The sequence below is a fragment of the Arthrobacter sp. P2b genome, assembly GCF_900168295.1.
Taxonomy (GTDB): Bacteria; Actinomycetota; Actinomycetes; order Actinomycetales; family Micrococcaceae; genus Arthrobacter.
Map to the genome: position 1 here is coordinate 1 of NZ_FVZL01000002.1, position 18,357 is coordinate 18,357.

General features: G+C 60.5%; 24 protein-coding genes. 5 read left to right on the forward strand and 19 right to left on the reverse strand.

Annotated elements, in window-relative coordinates; all coding sequences use genetic code 11:
- Positions 1-316: 316 nt before the first annotated feature.
- The 3 genes from B5520_RS04585 to B5520_RS04595 all read right to left on the reverse strand — a co-directional run bounded on the left by B5520_RS04585 (position 317) and on the right by B5520_RS04595 (position 4,108).
- The gene (locus B5520_RS04585; protein ID WP_176156783.1) at positions 317-1,462 is read right to left on the reverse strand and encodes an ABC transporter permease; all 1,146 of its coding nucleotides are present in this window, start codon (positions 1,460-1,462) and stop codon (positions 317-319) included.
- A gap of 118 nt (positions 1,463-1,580) precedes the next feature.
- Entirely contained in the window at positions 1,581-3,005 is a 1,425-nt protein-coding gene (locus tag B5520_RS04590) for an ATP-binding cassette domain-containing protein (RefSeq protein WP_139386203.1), read from the reverse strand.
- Positions 3,005-4,108: a sugar ABC transporter substrate-binding protein gene (locus tag B5520_RS04595; RefSeq protein WP_176156784.1), complete on the reverse strand. Its 1,104-nt coding sequence runs from the start codon at positions 4,106-4,108 to the stop codon at positions 3,005-3,007. The genes B5520_RS04590 and B5520_RS04595 overlap by 1 nt, the downstream gene beginning before the upstream one ends.
- 1,549 nt (positions 4,109-5,657) lie before the next feature.
- Between B5520_RS04595 and B5520_RS04600 the strand changes: the two genes are divergently transcribed.
- Together B5520_RS04600 and B5520_RS04605 are read left to right on the forward strand one after the other, a co-directional pair.
- The gene (locus tag B5520_RS04600) at positions 5,658-7,355 is read left to right on the forward strand and encodes a CocE/NonD family hydrolase (protein WP_079596378.1); all 1,698 of its coding nucleotides are present in this window, start codon (positions 5,658-5,660) and stop codon (positions 7,353-7,355) included.
- Positions 7,356-7,570: 215 nt separating this feature from the next.
- Entirely contained in the window at positions 7,571-8,287 is a 717-nt protein-coding gene (locus tag B5520_RS04605; protein ID WP_079595916.1) for an NADPH-dependent F420 reductase, read from the forward strand.
- 215 nt (positions 8,288-8,502) lie between these two features.
- On the opposite strand, the gene B5520_RS22330 is transcribed toward B5520_RS04605, so the two are convergent.
- Together B5520_RS22330 and B5520_RS04610 are read right to left on the reverse strand one after the other, a co-directional pair.
- Positions 8,503-8,757 (reverse strand): DUF4192 family protein, encoded by a 255-nt coding sequence (locus B5520_RS22330; RefSeq protein WP_139386204.1) that lies wholly within the window; start codon positions 8,755-8,757, stop codon positions 8,503-8,505.
- Positions 8,691-8,996, reverse strand: coding sequence for a hypothetical protein (locus tag B5520_RS04610; RefSeq protein WP_079595917.1), 306 nt, complete (start codon positions 8,994-8,996; stop codon positions 8,691-8,693). Before B5520_RS04610 ends, B5520_RS22330 begins: the two co-directional genes overlap by 67 nt.
- Positions 8,997-9,214: 218 nt before the next feature.
- Here B5520_RS04610 and B5520_RS04615 point away from each other — a divergent pair, with 218 nt between their 5' ends.
- Positions 9,215-9,517, forward strand: a complete 303-nt coding sequence (locus B5520_RS04615; RefSeq protein ID WP_254865469.1) for a hypothetical protein — start codon at positions 9,215-9,217, stop codon at positions 9,515-9,517.
- Positions 9,518-9,570: 53 nt separating this feature from the next.
- Here the strand turns inward: B5520_RS04615 and B5520_RS04620 are convergent, their stop codons facing one another.
- From B5520_RS04620 to B5520_RS22965, 9 genes are all read right to left on the reverse strand, one after another.
- Positions 9,571-10,026 (reverse strand): hypothetical protein, encoded by a 456-nt coding sequence (locus B5520_RS04620; protein ID WP_079595918.1) that lies wholly within the window; start codon positions 10,024-10,026, stop codon positions 9,571-9,573.
- A gap of 289 nt (positions 10,027-10,315) precedes the next feature.
- Positions 10,316-10,735, reverse strand: a complete 420-nt coding sequence (locus B5520_RS04625) for a hypothetical protein (protein WP_079595919.1) — start codon at positions 10,733-10,735, stop codon at positions 10,316-10,318.
- A 317-nt stretch (positions 10,736-11,052) separates the two neighbouring features.
- Positions 11,053-11,658: a hypothetical protein gene (locus tag B5520_RS04630; protein WP_079595920.1), complete on the reverse strand. Its 606-nt coding sequence runs from the start codon at positions 11,656-11,658 to the stop codon at positions 11,053-11,055.
- An 800-nt stretch (positions 11,659-12,458) separates the two neighbouring features.
- Positions 12,459-12,656, reverse strand: coding sequence for a hypothetical protein (locus B5520_RS04635; protein ID WP_079595921.1), 198 nt, complete (start codon positions 12,654-12,656; stop codon positions 12,459-12,461).
- Positions 12,656-13,027 (reverse strand): hypothetical protein, encoded by a 372-nt coding sequence (locus tag B5520_RS04640; RefSeq protein ID WP_079595922.1) that lies wholly within the window; start codon positions 13,025-13,027, stop codon positions 12,656-12,658. The genes B5520_RS04635 and B5520_RS04640 overlap by 1 nt, the downstream gene beginning before the upstream one ends.
- 10 nt (positions 13,028-13,037) lie before the next feature.
- On the reverse strand, positions 13,038-13,505 hold the full coding sequence (locus tag B5520_RS04645; RefSeq protein WP_079595923.1) for a hypothetical protein: 468 nt from the start codon (positions 13,503-13,505) through the stop codon (positions 13,038-13,040).
- Between the two features lie 192 nt (positions 13,506-13,697).
- A complete protein-coding gene (locus B5520_RS04650) occupies positions 13,698-14,243 on the reverse strand; it encodes an AMIN-like domain-containing (lipo)protein (protein WP_079595924.1) in 546 nt (181 codons plus the stop codon).
- A gap of 270 nt (positions 14,244-14,513) precedes the next feature.
- The gene (locus tag B5520_RS23145; RefSeq protein WP_303048412.1) at positions 14,514-14,636 is read right to left on the reverse strand and encodes a hypothetical protein; all 123 of its coding nucleotides are present in this window, start codon (positions 14,634-14,636) and stop codon (positions 14,514-14,516) included.
- A 45-nt stretch (positions 14,637-14,681) separates the two neighbouring features.
- Positions 14,682-14,948, reverse strand: coding sequence for a hypothetical protein (locus B5520_RS22965; RefSeq protein WP_254865470.1), 267 nt, complete (start codon positions 14,946-14,948; stop codon positions 14,682-14,684).
- Between the two features lie 124 nt (positions 14,949-15,072).
- Between B5520_RS22965 and B5520_RS22685 the strand changes: the two genes are divergently transcribed.
- Positions 15,073-15,228: a hypothetical protein gene (locus B5520_RS22685; RefSeq protein ID WP_176156785.1), complete on the forward strand. Its 156-nt coding sequence runs from the start codon at positions 15,073-15,075 to the stop codon at positions 15,226-15,228.
- A 44-nt stretch (positions 15,229-15,272) separates the two neighbouring features.
- On the opposite strand, the gene B5520_RS04660 is transcribed toward B5520_RS22685, so the two are convergent.
- Both B5520_RS04660 and B5520_RS04665 read right to left on the reverse strand, forming a co-directional pair.
- A complete protein-coding gene (locus B5520_RS04660; protein ID WP_079595925.1) occupies positions 15,273-15,671 on the reverse strand; it encodes a nuclear transport factor 2 family protein in 399 nt (132 codons plus the stop codon).
- A gap of 36 nt (positions 15,672-15,707) precedes the next feature.
- Complete coding sequence (locus tag B5520_RS04665) at positions 15,708-16,199, reverse strand: cupin domain-containing protein (protein WP_079595926.1); 492 nt, start codon at positions 16,197-16,199, stop codon at positions 15,708-15,710.
- A 103-nt stretch (positions 16,200-16,302) separates the two neighbouring features.
- Here B5520_RS04665 and B5520_RS04670 point away from each other — a divergent pair, with 103 nt between their 5' ends.
- A complete protein-coding gene (locus tag B5520_RS04670; protein ID WP_079595927.1) occupies positions 16,303-16,701 on the forward strand; it encodes a DUF4259 domain-containing protein in 399 nt (132 codons plus the stop codon).
- A gap of 27 nt (positions 16,702-16,728) precedes the next feature.
- On the opposite strand, the gene B5520_RS22690 is transcribed toward B5520_RS04670, so the two are convergent.
- The 3 genes from B5520_RS22690 to B5520_RS04680 form a co-directional block, all read right to left on the reverse strand.
- Positions 16,729-16,899 carry a hypothetical protein gene (locus B5520_RS22690; protein WP_176156786.1) on the reverse strand — a complete coding sequence of 57 codons (171 nt, stop codon included), beginning with the start codon at positions 16,897-16,899 and terminating at the stop codon, positions 16,729-16,731.
- Positions 16,900-17,115: 216 nt separating this feature from the next.
- Positions 17,116-17,532, reverse strand: coding sequence for a CBS domain-containing protein (locus tag B5520_RS04675; RefSeq protein ID WP_079595928.1), 417 nt, complete (start codon positions 17,530-17,532; stop codon positions 17,116-17,118).
- A 91-nt stretch (positions 17,533-17,623) separates the two neighbouring features.
- Positions 17,624-17,947, reverse strand: coding sequence for a hypothetical protein (locus B5520_RS04680; protein WP_079595929.1), 324 nt, complete (start codon positions 17,945-17,947; stop codon positions 17,624-17,626).
- Between the last annotated feature and the right edge of the window lie 410 nt (positions 17,948-18,357).

Sequence of the window (18,357 nt, forward strand, 5' to 3'; positions counted from 1 at the left end):
TGGACGGGCAGGCCGAAGTGGACGTCACTGCCATCGGTATGGAGAGTGACGAGCAGGATCCCATCCGCGTCCCGCTCGAGCTTGATGTGCTCGTATTTGTCTTTGTAATCCTCGAAGCGTGTTGCAGGCATGTTCATCTCCTATATTCGTAAGTCGGTGCTGCAGTTGTGAACTGCGGCGGGTAAGGTCATCGTCCCGGCGCCCAAACGGTAAGGCGGGAAGTTCGGTAGAAAGGGCCGACTTGATCACAACGTCAAATCGGTACAGTTGGCCCTATCCGCGGTAGGTGATGCGGTACAGGGTCATGTGCCCCGTCTCAGCGGCTCGCCCTGCGCACTACGCTGCTGAGAGCGACGGCGGCGATAAGTACGGCGCCGTTGAAGACGTCCGCCCAGGTGTAGGGCACGCCGCCCACGACCAGGCCGGATGCAACGTATGTCAGGCAGAGAGCGCCGAGGACCGCGCCCCAAATGTGAAAGCGCCCGCGAGAGATAAGGACAGTCGAGAGGAAAGCCCCAGAGTATGCCGGCAGCAGATAGCCGTCTGCGGCTCCCTGGATAGCCGAACCCTGCGTCGCCGCGAGAATGACGCCGGCCAATCCTGCCAGCAATCCCGCGAGGACAAAGGCTGAAATGGTCTGCCTCGTGACACTTACCCCCGCGTAGCCAGCTGCCCGCGGGTTGGAGCCGACCGCGTAGAGGTTGCGTCCGAAAGTCGTGTACGACATGACAATCCACAACACGACAGCGAGCAACAAGAAGATCACAACGTTCACGCTGACTTTGGCGGCGAGGCCGGAACCCGCGAAGGCCAGCAGCGCCACCACCGCCACCGCGGCGAGGATGCCAAATCTTACGGGCTTGGACACAGTCCCAGGGATGGCTCGACCATTAATTGTAAAGAGCAGCGCCACGGTCAGAATCAGAACGAGAGCTATCACGACAGGCACCGGTGCGGTGTTCTGGAAGTTTCCCAGGTAGTCCCGGAACCAGTCCGGCAAAGGATGGTCAGTGGGCGTGGGATTGATGCCTTGTCCACCGTTGGAGTACGCCTTCGCCAGACCCAGGAGTACGCCACCGGTTCCCAGGGTCGTGATAAAGGCATTGATGCGGAGCTTGGTAATAAGTATGCCGTTGATAAAGCCAATCAAGCTGGCAATCCCCAGCGTGATCAGAATGCTTGCCCACATCGGAACGTCGTTTCGGTAGTTAAGCCCAATGACCAGGTATGCGCACAACGACGCGTTGTAGGCCACGCTCAGGTCGAACTGGCCGACCGAGAGACAGATGACGACGCCTAGAGTGATGACGAGAGCAGGGAGCGCCTGGCTGAACTCCAGCATCCGCTGATCTGAGTTATAGAACGTGTCGCCCAACCAGAAAGCGAACACGAGGAAGATCAACAGGAAGAGAGCTGGACTCCCGAACAGGCTCACCAGCTCCGTTGGGGTGGCCCCGGCCACCTGGAACCTTGGGCGTTTTCGGTCAGGCCCATTTGGTGAGCTGGCGCTTTCACCGGGAGGTGAGGTCGCTACGATCGTGTTATCGGACATTTGGTTCTTTCGTTGTCGATGTGTTTAGTCAGCCGAGCGCCGAGCGAGCGGTGCAGTACTCTGCGACGTCGTCGGACTCAACCCATCTCTCTACCCGGCCGTCGTCGTCAATGACCACGATCCGGTCGGCCAAGGATGCGAGATCTTCCATGTCTGAGGACACCACCATCACTGCACAGCCCTGGTTAGCGAGTTTCTTGACAAATGAATAGATCTCACGGCGTGTGGCCACGTCCACGCCGCGGGTGGGTTCACACAGGACGACACAGTCGGGGTCATCTGCGACGACGCGCCCCAGCAGGGCCTTCTGCTGGTTCCCTCCGGAGAGCGTGGTAATTACGGCCTCGGTGTCGCTGGGAATCACGTTCAGGTCTTTGGCAGCCGTCGCGATGGCACTACGCATCCTCGCAAGGTTGATCAGACCGAACTTGCGCCACCGGTTCGTGTTGCCTACGGACATGTTGAATTCGACCGATTGGTCTGGAAACGTCCCGTCCACGTCACGGTGAGCCGGCAAACATGTGACCTTCGTCCCCGGACGCACCTTCACGGTCCCTTGCTGGGCGCGGGCCACACCTGCGACCAAATATCCTGCGTCGTGGAACCCTGACACCGACGATCCGGACACGCCGGTGATCCATCCTTCGCGCAGCTCGAGGCTCAGCGGGCGGATCTTGTTCACGCTCGCCCCGTTGAGTTCGACCACGATCTCGCCCCTCGGACGGGCGGACACGTCGCGCTTCTCGACCTCCACCTGGTCACGGCCGCTGGACATAACTCGGACAAGCTCGTCTCGCTTGACGCCCTCTGCGGGAGCGTCCATAGCGATTTGGCCATCCACGAAAACCATGTACCGATCCACATTGCCCAGCAGATCTTCCAGACGATGCGACACCATGACCACGGTGGCACCGCTTCGTGCCGCAATCTTTAAGTGCTCCACCAGCCAGGATGCCTCAGCCCGTGGGAGGCTGGCGGTTACCTCGTCAACGATGATGACCCCGGCACCTTGGGACCACAGCTTCGCCGTCGCTACAAGCGCACGCTCACCTAGGGAGAGGTCACGCAGCAGAGTCTGGGGATTGACCCTGGTCAATCCAACGAATTCGAGCAACTCGGCCGAGGCGCGGTACTCATGAGTGGGGGAGATCAGGTGCTTGGATACGTCCCTTCCCATGAAGAGGTTCTCCGCCACGGTCATGTCGTCGAACAAGCCGAGGTCCTGGTGGATTACGCCAGCCGAGACCCCGTCTGCGAATCGAACCGAGCCGCCGTCGGGCGTGAGGACGCCATCGAGCAGCTTAATTAGTGTGGACTTCCCGGCGCCATTGGGACCCAGGAGCGCGATGAACTCGCCTTCACGCATGGCCAGGTCGACGCCGTCCAGCGCAGTGTGTAGTCCGTATCGTTTGGTGAGACCACGGCACTCTACAGTCAGCGCTTGATCGGTCATCAGCTGTTCATCCCCCACACCTTGAAGAACTTCTCCTCAAGCCCTTCGGGTACCCATCGACCGCTCTCGTTCACGAACTTCTCAGCGTTCTGCCGGGTGATCGGCGCGACCGGGAGGGCGTCGTATTCAACGACTGCATCACCGTTGAAGACGCGCCCCAAGATGTCAACGTCCGCGTAGGAAATAAACGCCTGGGAGAGCATGACGTCGCCGAACAGCAGCGGGAAGTGCTGCCCCTCCTTGATCTGTGTTGAAGCGGGTGCATCACCATACGTGTTGATGATCTTGAAATCATCACGGCCGGACTGCTCAGCAAGCCTTATCAGCGGCGTAGCAGCAGCAGTAAACGGGGTGATGACCGCATCGAGCGATCCCTTCGGGTACTGGCGCAGCATGTTTGCGTAGGATGCAGCGACAGGGTTAGCCAAGTCCGCAAGAGTGTAAGTAACCTCCACGACCTTGCAGCCGGAACACATTTCCTTAAGCATCGGAATCTGAACCTTGTTCGCAGCATCGACAATCGCGTTTCCTGAGTCAGTGACGACGGCGATGGTCGCGTCCGGCTTGTCCACAGCGGCCAGCACCAATGGGATCTGCTGCTTCGCCACCGTTTGGACATCAGTCCCGACCATGTGCACACCTTCCGAGGACTCCTCGGGCGCGCACAGATTGCACACGATCGGGATGCCCGCTTTCCGTGCGGAGTCAACAGCAGCCGAAACCTGCGAAGGGAAGATGAAGTCCAGCACAATACCGTCCACACCCTTAAGGACAGCCTGCTGGATCAACGTTGCCTGTGCGCTGGGGGTGAACTCACCATCGAGCGGGCCTTCCACCTTCCACCCCGACTTCTCCAGGATCAGTTTGCGCTCCTGCGCGACCTCGGATGCACCACCGGCCGCAAATCCGCCAATGATGTAGGAGATCTCGCGATCTCCCTTGAGTGTGGTCGGCGCGTCAGGGTAAGGCAACTCGAATTCCTGGTTAAGCACCTCCTCCAGCGCGACGGTTGAGGCAGAGGATGTGGCGGGGCTCCCTGAGGCACCGGCGGCGTTTGAGCCGGCACCTGACGAACCGCACGCGGCCAACACAAACATCGCCATTACAGCAACGCCTCCGGTGAGAGTCTCTGTCCATGGCAGGGGCCTGGCGGATTTCCTCGCGATGTATCTCTTTATAGGGTTCATGTGCCTGTCCTCTCAAGACTTCGTTGTCACGGGAGAGTGCGTCCCGCGTCCGGTTACACACGACTCGGTCACCGCATGGGGGATGAAATGAGCGACGTCGCCCAGTCCACCCGATTCGAAAACCTTCGACCAAGACCATATGGTTCGAAGCCATCGACCGGAAGCTTTTAGCGTGTGACGAACACTGTATTCGTAATATGCGAGTTTTAGCAATGGTGTTTGCTGATGTTCTGCAAGCAACTCGTCCTTCGATGGATCTTGGCTTGCTTGCTTGGTCCCGCCAAGGGTGAACTCAAGCCCTTACCGACAGGCCGACGAAACCAGTGCGACAGTATCCGGCGTTACGATCAGGTTTATCGCGGCTTGCATTGGCGGGGGTGGGGTAGTCCTACGGGCAGTGCGGTACTAGAACTTCTTTGCAATGACCTGCGTGCGGCATGCAATGCTCGCCATGGAACGGACCCGGCACTAGGGCAGTCCCCGTCTCACCGCATCGGGATCGCAACCGCGGGACTTGCGGGGGTTGGGGCTGGATAGCGGGGTCAGGCGCCCAGTCGCGGAGGGGTGCAGACGAAGAACGCGGGTTGTTCTACTGGAGCAAAAGGTATGACTAGCCATTGGCCACCGTAGAATTCAACGTACGAATCCTGCGGGCAAGTGGCGAACGCTTCTTCCCGTGACATTTTTGGCTCCTCTGATCTAGTAAGGGGACTTGTCGGATAGTCCCGTTACGGCCAACCCTAGAAGCCGGATCATTCGGAACGACAGGACAAAGGACGCCAACAGGATGGGAAACTGCGCCACGCTGCCGTCAATCGCATAAACCCGCTCGCCCGGCCCCGGATGGTGCGCTTCGCAGCTTATGGCCTGGTTGTTTGGGCTAGCCAACGAGTTGAGAGCACTGACTGAAGAGTACGAAGAGGACCAGAAGTTGATGGCGGGGAATTTTCCGCCGGTGTTCTCCCACTGGCGTTAGTCCGGGCCGCTGACGCCTTGCGGGATGGCGACAGCCTGAATCTCCCGGTTCTGTAGCGACTCCCACTGGGGCGGCAGCTGACGCATATTGTTGCATGGTTGACGTGCATTGCCATGGCGACTCAAACCTATAACTCTTAGCATTGGCATATGTGAGGGCACGTGACAAGCGGCACGTCTTTATCGAAGTGGATCCTGCTAGCCTCCCGACTCAGACGACGACCTGATCGCCACGAATGGCCCTGGCGAGATGACTGCTTCCGGAGGGGCCGGGAGCACTAGAAGTTCGGGACGCAGTCTGACGTCGCATGTACTTTGGAGGTACATGGCAACATCCGGGCCGGTCCATACGCTGCTGGTTTCACACGCGCTCCCGTAAGGGCGAGACCTGTGCCGAATTCTCGTTGCTCTGGGCAGGTTCAGCGGAAGCAACCCAAGCCAACCGGAGGTACAAGTGAGTTTTCGTGTCGAGACGAATGTCAGGGTTCCCATGCGTGACGGGGAGACGCTTGCCGCGGATGTGTACATACCGGATGGCGGCCCTGTGCCGGCTCTGGTCGTCCGGTTGCCCTATGGCAAGAACAACACGAGCGCTTTGGGGATCGCGGTGAATCCCGACATTCACACCCTCCTCGAGGCTGGGTACGCGGTCGTGCGGCAGGATTGCCGTGGCACTTTCGCGTCGGGCGGGACATTTACGCCCCTTGCTGATGAGCCTAAAGACGGTGTAGACACTATTGGCTGGGTTCGCGAGCAAGCCTGGTGCAACGGGACCGTCGGAAGCTACGGTCCCTCTTACCTCGGCTGGACGCAGTGGGCCTCTGGCTCCCAATCGCCCGATGGGCTGAAAGCAATGGCTCCAGCGATGACCACGCCCGATCTCTACCAGGCCTGGCATAGCCCCGGAGGGGCGGTCTCGTGGCACAACTTCATTTTCTGGAACACCTATATGGCACTCACCGAGGCCCAGCGAGCGATTGACGCCGGCACGGGGGATCCTCAGGCAGTCACGGAATTATCTGAAGCAATTGTCCATCTGGACCGGAGTCTTGATGCAATGCCGGCCGAGCAAAAGCTTTTGGCTAAGTACGTGCCATGGTGGTCAGAGTGGCTCCAGCACCCACACCAAGACGACTTCTGGGCACAGCTCTCGCCCGCCGACCAGCTGGGCGCAGTAACTGTACCCGCGCTGCATATTGGCGGTTGGTTCGACCTGTGGGCCGGGGAGACTGCGCGCAGCTATACCCGCATGAAGGCAGAGGCCGGCACCGCCGAGGCACGATCGGGCCAGCGCCTGATCATGGGGCCGTGGAATCACCTTGACCAGTCGGGCCTGTACCACGACCGGCAGTTTGGTCTTACATCCGATGCTGTCGTCATGAACATTACGGGCGCCTACGTGAGCTTCTTTGACCGGTGGTTACGCGGGCAGATCGATGCTCTTGACGGGGCAGCCCCCGTCCGAATCTTCGTTATGGGTATCGATCAGTGGCGGGATGAGCCCGACTGGCCGCTGCCGGACACCAATTACGTGGACTACTTCCTGCATGGAGCCGGCCGGGCCAACACCTCCGAGGGGGACGGCGTTCTCCGAACCGACCCCCCCTCCGAGGCGGCCGTAGATACCTACACCTATGACCCGAACCGCCCCGTCCCCAGCCTCGGCGGCCGGATCATGCTGCCCGCCGCCCTCAATGCCGTGGGGCCGGTTAACCAGGAATCCGTTGAGGCTCGCGACGACGTTCTGTGCTTCACCACTCCCGCACTAGATGAGTCCATAGAGGTGACCGGGCACGTGTCGTTGGTCCTGCATGTGCTTTCGTCAGCCAGGGACACGGACTTCACAGGCAAACTGGTCGACGTTGCCCCTGACGGGCGGGCAACTTACCTCACCGACGGCATCCTGCGAGCCCGCTACCGGCATTCCCTTGCACATCCTGAGCTCCTGGAGCCGGGTGAGGTCTATGAAGTCACGCTGGACCTTGCCGTGACCTCAAACGTTTTCCTTCCTGGTCACCGCATACGCCTGGAGATCTCCAGCAGCAGCTTCCCCCGCTACGACCGCAACACCAACACTGGAGGAAACATCAACCAGGAGTCCCTGGAAGACGCCGTTATCGCAATCAACAAAATACTCCACGGACCAGAGCACCCCAGTCGGCTCATCCTCCCGGTGATCGCCCGGTAATTTGCTTTACGCTGTTATTCGTTCGGGCGGGGTTCAGTCCCTCCAAGCAAGTCCTGCCACCACCTGGTGCATCTTTTAAGATGACAAGAAGCGCTGCTGTGCCCACTTCCTGGAAACAAATAAGGATTAGGGCTCGCTAGTGCAGTCCGTTCCTCCAAACCCCACCGACCGTTCGGGGTCCCGTCCCATCCACAACTCTCAAATGAGGAACAAATATGTCTACCCTCGGAATCATTGGCAGCGGAAACATTGGTGCTGCCATCGCGCGACTGGCCGTGAGTGCCGGCATCCCTGTAGTACTGTCCAATTCCCGGGGCCCGCAGACCCTTACCGGCCTTGTCTCGGAGCTGGGCCCCTTGGCTTCCGCCGGCTCTATCCAACAGGCGGCAGAGGCTGGAGAAGTTGTCGTGCTGTCCGTACCGCTAGCGGCGCACACGGCCATTCCTGCAGCCCTTCTAAAAGGGAAGGCGGTGCTCGACACCACCAACTACTACCCGTTCCGGGACGGAAGAGTCGCCGAGCTCGATGAGGAACGACTGACCACAAGCGAGCTCGTCCTGCAGCACTTCCAAGGAGCGAGCCTGACGAAGGCTTTTAGTAATATCTTGGCGCACCACATTCCCCAGCTGTCGCGTCCCGCTGGTGCACTTGATCGCACCGCTCTGCCCGTCGCGGGCGATGACGTCGGCGCCAAGGCCACGGTGATGAACCTCGTCGAGCAATTGGGCTTCGATGCCGTAGACGCCGGTACGTTGGCTGACACTTGGCGTTTCGAGCCGGAAACAACCGCCTACACCAGGCTTTACGTGGCGGACCCCTTAACCCCGGATGCACGCCTGCTTCACGCTCCCGCAGCGCCTGTGCCCTCTCGGCGGCTAAGTGAGGCGCTGAAGCGGGCTGTACCGGTGCGGGTTGCTGCACGTAGCTTTTGAAACTCGTTCCCATACCAGGCGACCGCACGGTCAAGCCCTTGATGGTAGCAGTGAGGTGTACAGGGCCGCTTCTCTGAAGATGGAAGCCGGCAATCAATGCCTTCTCCGCCAGCTTCCACGGAGAATCAACTCATTGCTATCCATGGATCCACCGGAAGCCGGATACTCCCGTGTGCGCCTGTGAAAGCGGTGTCCGTGCCAAATACGGAGATTGATCAGTCCAGGGGCAGTGTTTTGTGGGCGGTGCTTTTGTTCATGTTCCAGCCGGCGACGAGGCCGGAACCGATCACTTGGTCGCTGAGCCGGGCGAGGCGGTAGGCGGGGTCGGTCTCGAGTGCGAGTTGGAGGAATTGGTGCGCTTTGCTTCCTCTGCCTTCCCACCAGTTGATGTAGACGATGGCGTTCAGGACCGGTGCTGTGTGTTCGGGCTGGTGCGGGTGTAGGCGTGCAGGCGCAGTTGTTGTGCCCATTCAATGCGTGACCATCTCGGGGCTTGGTCGGTTTGGTCGAACAGGATCTGTCGCATTGGTTCGTCCACTCCGGGGATGTCTGCGCTGAGCCGGTCCCGGATCGCCGGAAACTGCAGGTTCGCCACGAGGGCGTGGCAGTTGTCATCGCTGGGGAGGATTTTGGCGTCGAGCATGCCTGCCCAGAGCTTCCGGCCTTGCTGGAGCGCGATGTCGGTTGGTTGGGAGGCGATGGTGTCCATATGGTGTTCGACGGCGGCCGCTTTAGCTGCTTCCTGGCCGGTGGTTGGGAGGGTGATTTGGTCGGTGGGTTCGATGAAGCTGCCGCGGTAGATGAATTCGGCGTTGATGGCGCTGGTCTGAGTGGAGTTGACTGGCAGGGCGATGGTGGTGCCGGGTTCGCCGTCGTAGGGGGAGAAGGTTCGTCTCCGACGAAGAGTCCGTCCCGAATGGTGATGCCTTGTTCAGCGAGGACGCCTGTAAGCGCGGCGATGGTGCAGTAGCGGGCCGCTGGTGGACTGGAGCCATCGCCTGGGTCCTCCTCGTCTTCGCCTCGATGGTCCTGATCAGTATCGGCCTGGCGCGGACGATGTACTTCGTGTGGGCGCCGGAACTGGCGATGCTTGAGAGAGCGAGGGTCGGTGGCCTCTTCATCGACGCTGGCTGTCTGCTGTCGCTCGCGGCCGCCGTGGTGGTGTTCCCGCTGGTCCTGGCAGGGGTCGCAGAGGTCATCAGCGCGCGGGGCCGCCGGCAGCGGGGTTAGGAAGCGTTGCAAATGCCCAACATGAGCACCGCCCGGAAGAGCAGGAGATTTAGCTAGCGTTTCTTTCGAACCAGTCGCATGATGCCCAGAACGATGTAAGTCGGAATGATCGGAATGAGAGTCAGCAAACCCACCGCGCCGATAGCGATACCGTCAGGGGTTACGCCCCTAATGCAGCGAAGCAGTCCGAAGAACTCAAGTAGGGCTGGAATCAGCCATAGTGTCTTCCATATAACGACAGAGCGCACGCTGTTACCGTCAGCGACAGCCTGACTTTGCGGTGCAGAATGAAGTGCATAGCGGATCACATGTAATACTGCGCCGAAAGTCATCGTTGCAGTACAGAGGACCGCGAATACGATCATCAGATCGGTATTGCCGGCCAGGTTGCTGATGTAGGCACCGAGAAAAGTAATAACGCTGATACCAAAGGAAGTCCAAGACCAGATAAGGCTGTTCCTGGTAACCGGAAGTGGTGTAGGCACGGGCTGGAAATCGTTGTGATTCATCAAAGAATTATGTCGTTTCGTATTAGGAGAAGATGGCCGCGGCGGGAACCTCGAACGTGAGTGTCAGCGGCTGCAGATCCGGGTGGTTATAGACGAACTTGACAGGAGCGCCGGTGGTGTCATTCAGCACCTTGCCAGTATCGGCGAGACGGATAACTCAGCCTTCCTGATGGAAGATGATTGACGGGTCGGGGAGCAGCCAGTCGCCCATGAAGTTCGCCTCGAGCCACTTTTCACCGCGGCACCCAGAACGCGGCAAACGCGAAGTTGTTGTAATCCACTTCAGCGCCTAATCACGCTCCATCTGGATGGTGACCTCATAGAAATCTGAGCCTTCTGAAGACTCTTCGATGCAGAGCGACTCTCCGCTCACTCCGTCAAACTCGGTCCTGATGCAGCCCACATACCGTCCTGAAACAGGGCCGCCCGAATTGGATTTCATGCTGAACCGGTCTGCTGCCTCATCCAGGCTGACCTTGTGATCCACGGACCACCGGGCGGACAAACGCAGGCATGATGTATCGATGGAGAGACATCCGGGATCGACCTTGGGGTCGAAGCGGAAGACCTCAACCCAGTCATCCTCCGGTAGGTTGTCGGCCCGGGCCATCATTTCACTGGCTTTCTCCGCCTGGGTGCCTCCGCCGCCATTGATCTCCCGGGCGAGGGCGGAGCATCCGACAAAACCAAGAATGCTGAGCAAGACCACCGCCAGTGCGATTCCACCGAGTACCCAGCCAAGCCTGCTCTTCTTCCGCGGCGGAGTCCCCTGCCACTCAGGCAGAGGTGGTCCATAGTAGGGGTGTGGGGGATCCTGACCCGGGGGAGAGTACGGCGGTTGAGGTGGATACGGTGGTTGGTTCTGTTGGTACGGGTCCATTCCGTAGCCTTTCTGGTTTGAATTACTTGCGCCTCATGCCGGCAAGAAACTTGGCAGGCTGCCGTCACCCGGGCGGTGGGGAGAGAATCGTGCAGCCATTCTTTCGTGCAGCACGTCGTTCAGGTGATGTTTCGGGCCACTCCCGGTCAGGCCGGGCTTACATGCACGACGATGACCTGGACGTCCTTTTCACCGTCATAGCGGAGGTCGTACTGTACTTGGAGCCCCGTTGATGTGCCTGGTGCCAGGGCGAAGTCGCTCTTGTCCTCCGGCTGGCTTGACGTTGATTCAATCCAGTCTTCAGCGGAATCACGCGGGATGCCGTAGCGGTCAACGCCCCCACGAATCAGGGCGGTGAAGTCCTCCAACGACCCTGCCGTGAGGAAGTACGTGACCTCACTGAACTCGGATCTGTTGTTCATGCCGTTGAGCCGCAGGCGGTCGGTGGTGGCGCTGATGCTCCCATGGGGCCCTTCGATGTCCAAGATCATGGTGCCGTCGTTGATCTTTACGTCCGGCGCCTGGCTTGTACCGTTCTCCAGGCCAACGCTTTCTTTGGTGAGCTGTCCGGAGGTCATGTCCAGCCGCGCGGATTTGGACGCCCTGATTTGTGCGATTCCGGCCTCATCCAGTCGGGCATAGCCGTCGACGGACGCCGTCGCTGTGGTGACAGCGTCAGCGCCTCCATAGGGAACGACGCAGCCAGTGAGCAGCAACGGGACGAGCAGAATCGACGCGGTAAAGCCCTTCAATGTATCCCCCAAATGCGCGTATGCAACCGTCAGGCAAGTAAATCATTTGCAGGCGACGACCAAGGAACTCCGCGGCAGGGTAGTTGTGCCCATCGCCGGGGCCGTATAAGTGTGGAAGCATTCCAAGGAGACTTATCCATGGGGCCATGACAAGACGTGGGTGAAATCGCGCGTCCGACGGCCAGTTCTTGCACTCGCAGCACCGCCCTCCGAGAGAGTAAGGGACATGTCAGCAGCGGCTTTACCGGCGGTGGCCCGACAATAAGTGGAACATCAGCTTTTATCACGGCTGTCAGTGGATTCGACAAGGGAACTGGATGCCAAAGTGGGTGTGTACAGTGTCAGGGGAGCGGCCAGCGACGCCTAACCGCAAGCCTGGTACGAGGGCAGTGCTTCAATCTGGGCACGTCCTCGTGATCGGCCAGAGAGGAATGGGGCCATCATCGGGCGAGTCCCCCAGGAGCCGTTCCGGGAATCGGAAGTTCGTGAACCAGACAGAGTCAAGGTCCACGAAGCGGCGCATACTGTCGCACGTGGGCCGACGGACTTTGCCTGTCAGGGTGATGATAGAGCAGTCACCGGAGCCCAGCCCTCCTTCATAGCCGCCTTTCCCAGCACCACCGTTGCACTCATCAGTTCCCGAAGTCCGTCAGCGCTGATCGCGACCAGATTTGAATGAAGCCACCTGCTTGTACAGCGGCCTGGATGCGGCAGCCGCCCGCGCCGCCGCTGCTTCCGTCATGCTCGTGGTTCCCGTCATGCCGATAAGCTCATCCGGGCGCCAGGCAGCCGGCCGGAGTTCAGTGCCAACCGCTGTACGGATCCGCGCTGTGGTTGGTGGGCGGCGGGTTCTTGTAGACCCGGCCGCGCTGGGACTGGGGTTCACCCTGGTGCCGTGGTGGCCTGGTACGACGGTGCTTGCGTTGCCAGTAGCCGTTTAGCAGCCGCAGGACCACCATGAAGGCCACAAAGCAGCCTAGGAAAACGAGATACTCCATCAGGCCCCCCGACCGTCCGTAGCCTTCTGTGCCTGCAGCCAGCGCTGACGGCGCCCGGCGATAACAAAGGCCCACCAGACCATGACGAAGGTCGCGAGCCCAAGTATGCTGCTCCAGACACCCGTCCATACTTCGCCTGGAAGGGTGAAGCAGTAAAAGCCCATGGTGAGCATGCCAGCGCCCATGAGGGCAAGGAAGCAGGCCGCCACCCTGATTGTGGTCGGGTCCTGGAGAGGCGTGGTGGCGCCCATCGAATACCCCTCAGGTACCCCGCCGGGCCCGTACTGCTCCTCGAACTGGCGTACGTTGAAGCTGCTTGAGTCGTAGTGGGTTCCGTCGGGCCGACGGAACTGCTTGTCCTGGTTGAACATGGGTCGAATCCTATCGGGACGTTCCGTGCTGGCCCGGGCGTTTCTGGCCCAATTCCAGAAGGTTGACGTCAACGCGGGCGGAAGTGCCCGGTTTCGGGGAGTCCCGCAGCTTGCGCAGCTGGCTGGCCCGGTACTCGTCACGGGACAATCCAAAGGTATACAGGGTGCCGAAAGCTCCCAGAACGATAGTAAACAGCGCACCCCATTCTCCCCGGCCCTGCATCAGGGTCACGGTCAACATGACCAATGACCCGAGAAACAGCAGTCCCAGGACGGCGCAGATGATGGCCATGCCCCACCAGGTGCTGACTTGGGCCTGGCCGCGGCCGGGCGTAAACCCGATTTCATCGCCGGGGTAGCTGTGCAGCTCTCCTGTGCTGGTCGTCCGCAAGACTCGATTCTCACCGACAGCGACGGCCTTCTTGTGCTCGGCGTACACCGCGTCATTGCGCCGCTCCTGCTCGCTGTAGAAAATCATGCGGTCCCTTCCCGTCCGGACTGTATGTGTATGGGTCAGTGAACTCCTGACGCAGGCTCTCCCCTTAAAACGCCGCGGCGCTGCCGCACACTTAGCCCTCACCCTAGCGAAGAATGCGGTAGAACCATGTCCGTGAAGGAAAAACGGTGCCGCACCCCGAATCAGCGGGGTGCGGCACCGTTTCTGGCTCCATCACCAGAAATGGGCTACGTCCACGATCAGCCGGGAACCGGACCCTGGCCCGTCGAGGGTGAAGACCCGGAAGGGCAGCCGGGCACGGACGCCCAGACCGATGCTGGTGGAACCTTCGAAGCTGTTCGCGTAGACGACTTGCCGGAAGGTCTGGTAGCCGGCGACGTTGGACAGCTCAGCCTTGGCGGCCGGGTTGTAGGTGACGTTGCCGTTCTGGTCGTAGGAGGGTGCGTTTACGACGACCTGCAGGCGTGCGTTGCCGTAGACCGGGATCGTGAAGCCGGTGCCGTCCTGGATGATCTCGGGGACGTACCGGACTGTGTAGCCCTTGGCGGGGCCGTTGAGGTCGACCACCATGCGGTCGAAGCAGGGTTGCTGCCCGGTCCGGACGTTGGTGACGGATGCTGAGCTCATCTCGGGCGTGGTCTTAGCCCTAGATCCCCATGCGAGCCCGCAATAGGAGGCTGCCGAAGCGGGCCCCGGAGCCAGGATGCCCAGCCCAACGGCCGCCAGAAGCGCCGTGAGCCAGAGTAGGAGTTTTTTCATTGGGGTGCCATTCAGAGAGGTGGTGGGGCTGGATAGCTCAAGACTATGGAGCGTCAAGGCCCGAAACGAGGGTTGTTGCCGCTTCGGGGTGCAACTGTAAGGAAGGCCGCCTCCGGGTCACGCGCCAGTAAATCCCGGGGCTATTTGTCGGCCGTCTTAACCGTTTCGGTGCCGTTTCGCGCACCCGGCCGTAATGCTGGTAACGGCACCAGGACAGGACAAAACCTGCCCGGTGCGCTCTGCGGTCCTCTCATTGGCTGCTTCGAACAATCAGGGGTCCAATTGCTCCATCAAGACCTTGAGGTTGGCTAGCGCCTTCTCGTCGTCCCGCTTGAAGATCAGCTTCAGGAGGGGTACTGCGAACCGCGCCAGCCCAGCCACTTGGAAATCCACTTTGCTGATTAGTCGACAGGTATTAGCACCCGTAGGCTCGACGAGCTAGGAGGCGGCTCCGGTCATCTTGCTCGAGGGTAGCTCGAAGGCGACGAAGCGGCCTGGCTCGTAATCAATAAAGCGGTTACGGGTGACGACTTTCATCCCTGCGAATCGCCGCGCTAGTTCATGCTCCGTGCCAAGGCCGATAGGACTTGGAGTGATGCGCCGTATCTCGTCAATGCCGCTTTGCCGCTGGGGCGCGTTCGTGTGGTCTGCGACGAAGTCGAAGAACTTTGAAGCCGGAGCCTGTAGCTCAGTGATCGTTTCCAACTGGAGCTTCTCACGAGGCTTCTTTTCTCATGGTGGGCACGCGCCGGCAATCACGAGTTTTCACTTTCCAAGTGTCCACATCCGCCCGGCTCTGGGACAACGCTATTGCGGAATCCATGAACTGATGGATCTTGCCTGGAATGTGGTCGCTGACCGTGTCCACTCCCGGGAGGTCGCGGTCCTGTTCCTGGACACCCGGCCGGTGGACGCCATCGCCTTCCGCCACGATCTGCTGGGCGCCGACGGCCCGAAGAGCTACTTCACCAAAGCCTCGAAGTAAGCGATGACGAGGTGGTGGCCAACCCCACGCCCCTTCCCTGGCAATCAGGCGGCAACTGTGTCGCCATGGCGGTGGGCCACCTTCCATTCGCCGCCTTCACGGCGGTATATCTGCGTTGCCCGCAGGATGTAGCTGCGGGGCTCACCGTCTACCGAAGCTGAAGTATGCTCCAGGCCCGCCGTGTAAGCCATGTCTCCCATGACGCCGTAGGCGAGTAGCTCGAACCTGTATGACGTGCAGTCGGAGAACTGCTTGGCGAGACCGCTGAACAAATCAGCGAGCTCCTGCTGCCCAAAGGCGTTGCGCCAGGCGCCCAAAACGCTCACAGATTCCTCGCGGGACCAGATTGCCCGACGTGGGCCGGCGTCGCCGTTATGGATTGCCAGTTCCGCCTCGTACAGCGAGGTCCTCACCCAATCCAGAAAATCGCTTTGATCGCTCATTCCATCTCCCAGCTGACTCATGGAAAATCGCCGGACTTAGAACAAAAGTCCGTGCCGCTCGACAAGCGGCATTGTCGCCTCGAAGTCCACCTCGGCGCCGTACTCCGCCGCGAGAGCTGGAAGCGTGTCGGGGGAGTATTCGCCGCCCGGCTCGGCAAGCCGGCGGAACATTGCCTCGACTCCGCCCGGAACGATGATCTCCAGCACGCGGAGTTCGTCGTCGCCGGCATTCCAGAAGGTGTGCCAACGTCCCCGTGGTTTCGAAACCAAATCTCCTGCCGTGGCAGTAATCTCGATTCCCTCCTCGATCACCGCGAGCGTGCCGGTCAGCACATAAGAATATTCGTCTTCGCGGCTGTGCCGGTGCATTGGCGCTGCCAGCATCTTCGGGCCGAGAACGTGTTCGACCAGCGCAATTCGGCCCGAGGAAGCCGCACTCTCAAGAAGGTACCGGTCTAAAAATCCGGGTTCTCCGGTCACGTCGCCCTCACCTGCGCGGACAACGTGAGGACCAGTTGGTGTGTCCATACGGCCATGATAGGACCGCGGCCTCTGTGTGGGTACGCAAAAATCCCAGCAGTGTCTGCCATATTAGTGCCATCACGTAACCGGCAACCGAAAGGGCGAAGCGATGGGTGCATGGGGCTACATGCCGTTCGAAAACGACGACGCGCTGGGCTGGCTGGACGAACTCGAAGCTGGCGGTGCGAAAGTCGTGCGCGCAGCGCTCGCCAAAGTGGATGACGGCTACGTTGAGGCTCAGGAGGGCAACATTGCCATCGCCGCCGCCGACATCATTGCAGCCTGCCAGGGCAACGCGTCAGGGGACCTGCCGGAAAACGTTGCCGACTGGGTAACCGCCCACGGGGCCGCGCTCACCGCCGAGGACGTGGAGCTGGCACTGGAGGCCGTGGGCCGGGTGGCAGGGGAGGAATCCGAGCTGGCCGAGCTGTGGGACGACGCCGACGAACCGGAATGGCGCGAATCCCTCGAAGACCTCTCCGAAAGGCTGCGCGCGGCCTTGCGGTAGGGCGCAGCGCCGGCGCACCCGTTACGTCTAAGCCGCCCTTTCATCGACGTTTCGGACCTCCACAGTATGGACTGCGCGGGCGACTTCGCCGGGCGGCCGGCGCCGGGCTTTGACCAGAACAACCAGCATGGTCAGGACGGTGACCGTCCAGGCAATCGCGGCGAGGAACACCAGGCCGATTGCCACTAAGGGGTGCATGCTGAAAGTCTAGGACCCTGTGGCTTTGATTCTCGGACGCAACTCCGCAGTATCAAAGCAGGAATTTTCACAAGCAGGGATCCGAAGCCGGCGGACACGCGTGAGGGCACGAAAAAGGTGCGCCCTTCTCGCTGAGCGCACCCTCTTCGACTCCCCAGCCAAATCCCCATTCGACCGGACCCATAATAAGCATGCTTAGGATCCGGCTGGCAAGCCCTAGTAGAACGAGATGAGCTCCACGAGCTCCCCGACCCGGTCTTCCGGGTAGTTCCTGGCGATGTCTGCCTGGGTGAGGATTCCGACTAAATCGTGGCCGTCGATGACCGGCAGCCTGCGGACCTGGTGGTCCTGCATCGTCCTGATGGCTTCTTCGATGGAGTCATCTGCTCCAACGGTCACCGGCTTGCCTTGACCAAAATCGCCCGCCTTGGCTGTGCGTGGGTCACCGCCCTCGGCGAAGCACTTGATGACAATGTCGCGGTCCGTGACCATGCCCTTGAGCCGGTTGTCCTCACCGCAGATGGGCAGTGCCCCAACATCCAGATCCTTCATCTTCCGCGCGGCCGCCTCCAGCGTTTCGTTTTCACCGATGCATTCAACGCCGCCGGTCATGATTTCACGTACTTTGGGCATGACGCTCTCCTATATTGGTTGTTCCGGTCCTCGGGCCAGCGCCAGTCCTGCCCCATTCCAGATGGGCCAACAAGCGCATCAAGGTCACGGATTAAAGGTAAGTATGCTGAGCGTTAGAGTCCAGATCGAATTGAAACTCGAGACTCGGGATGAGCTGGTCGGAGGTCACTCCGACCCCGAGGTGCAGCAGAACTTGGACGGCTGCCCCGTCATTGAGCTTGATTCTGGACCGGTGGCGAGAGGTGCTCCGAGCCCACTGCACCATAATCAATCCTGCCGTTGCTGCCCCGACGGCGGGAACGTGCCGCCGGCCCTCGGCATCGCCCGTGAATTGATCCGGGTTGGTCACCGCGTCCGCTTCCCAGGGGAGCCGCAGCAGGCCGGCGCGATAGAGTCCGCGGGTGCCGAATTCCACGCTTATGACCGTTCGTTCCCGATGCCGGGGACCAGATGTCCGTGCTGCGGCAGATCTCCATGATGGTGTCGGTGTTCACCCGTGCGGAAGGGGCACCTGCCCCCGCAGGCAGCCGCGGCGGCTCTCATGGGATATATCAGAATGACAGGCAGCCATTAGCTTTTGCTTGTTCATTGCCGTACTGAGATCAGGCAGCATCACTTCTGCGGGGTGAGTTATCAGCCCACCAGGAGTTGGCCGGCCGACCGAGGAGGACTGGCCCACTTCTGAAGCCACCTGAGTTGTATAAGAAGGTGTTCCCCAGGGCGGGCCCATGCCGTTAGGGTGATCACGGGCGGTGCCCATGAAGGATCGCCCGGTTGGGTAATCAGGTGCCAGTAACGGAGCTGATTCTAGCGATTCGATTCTCG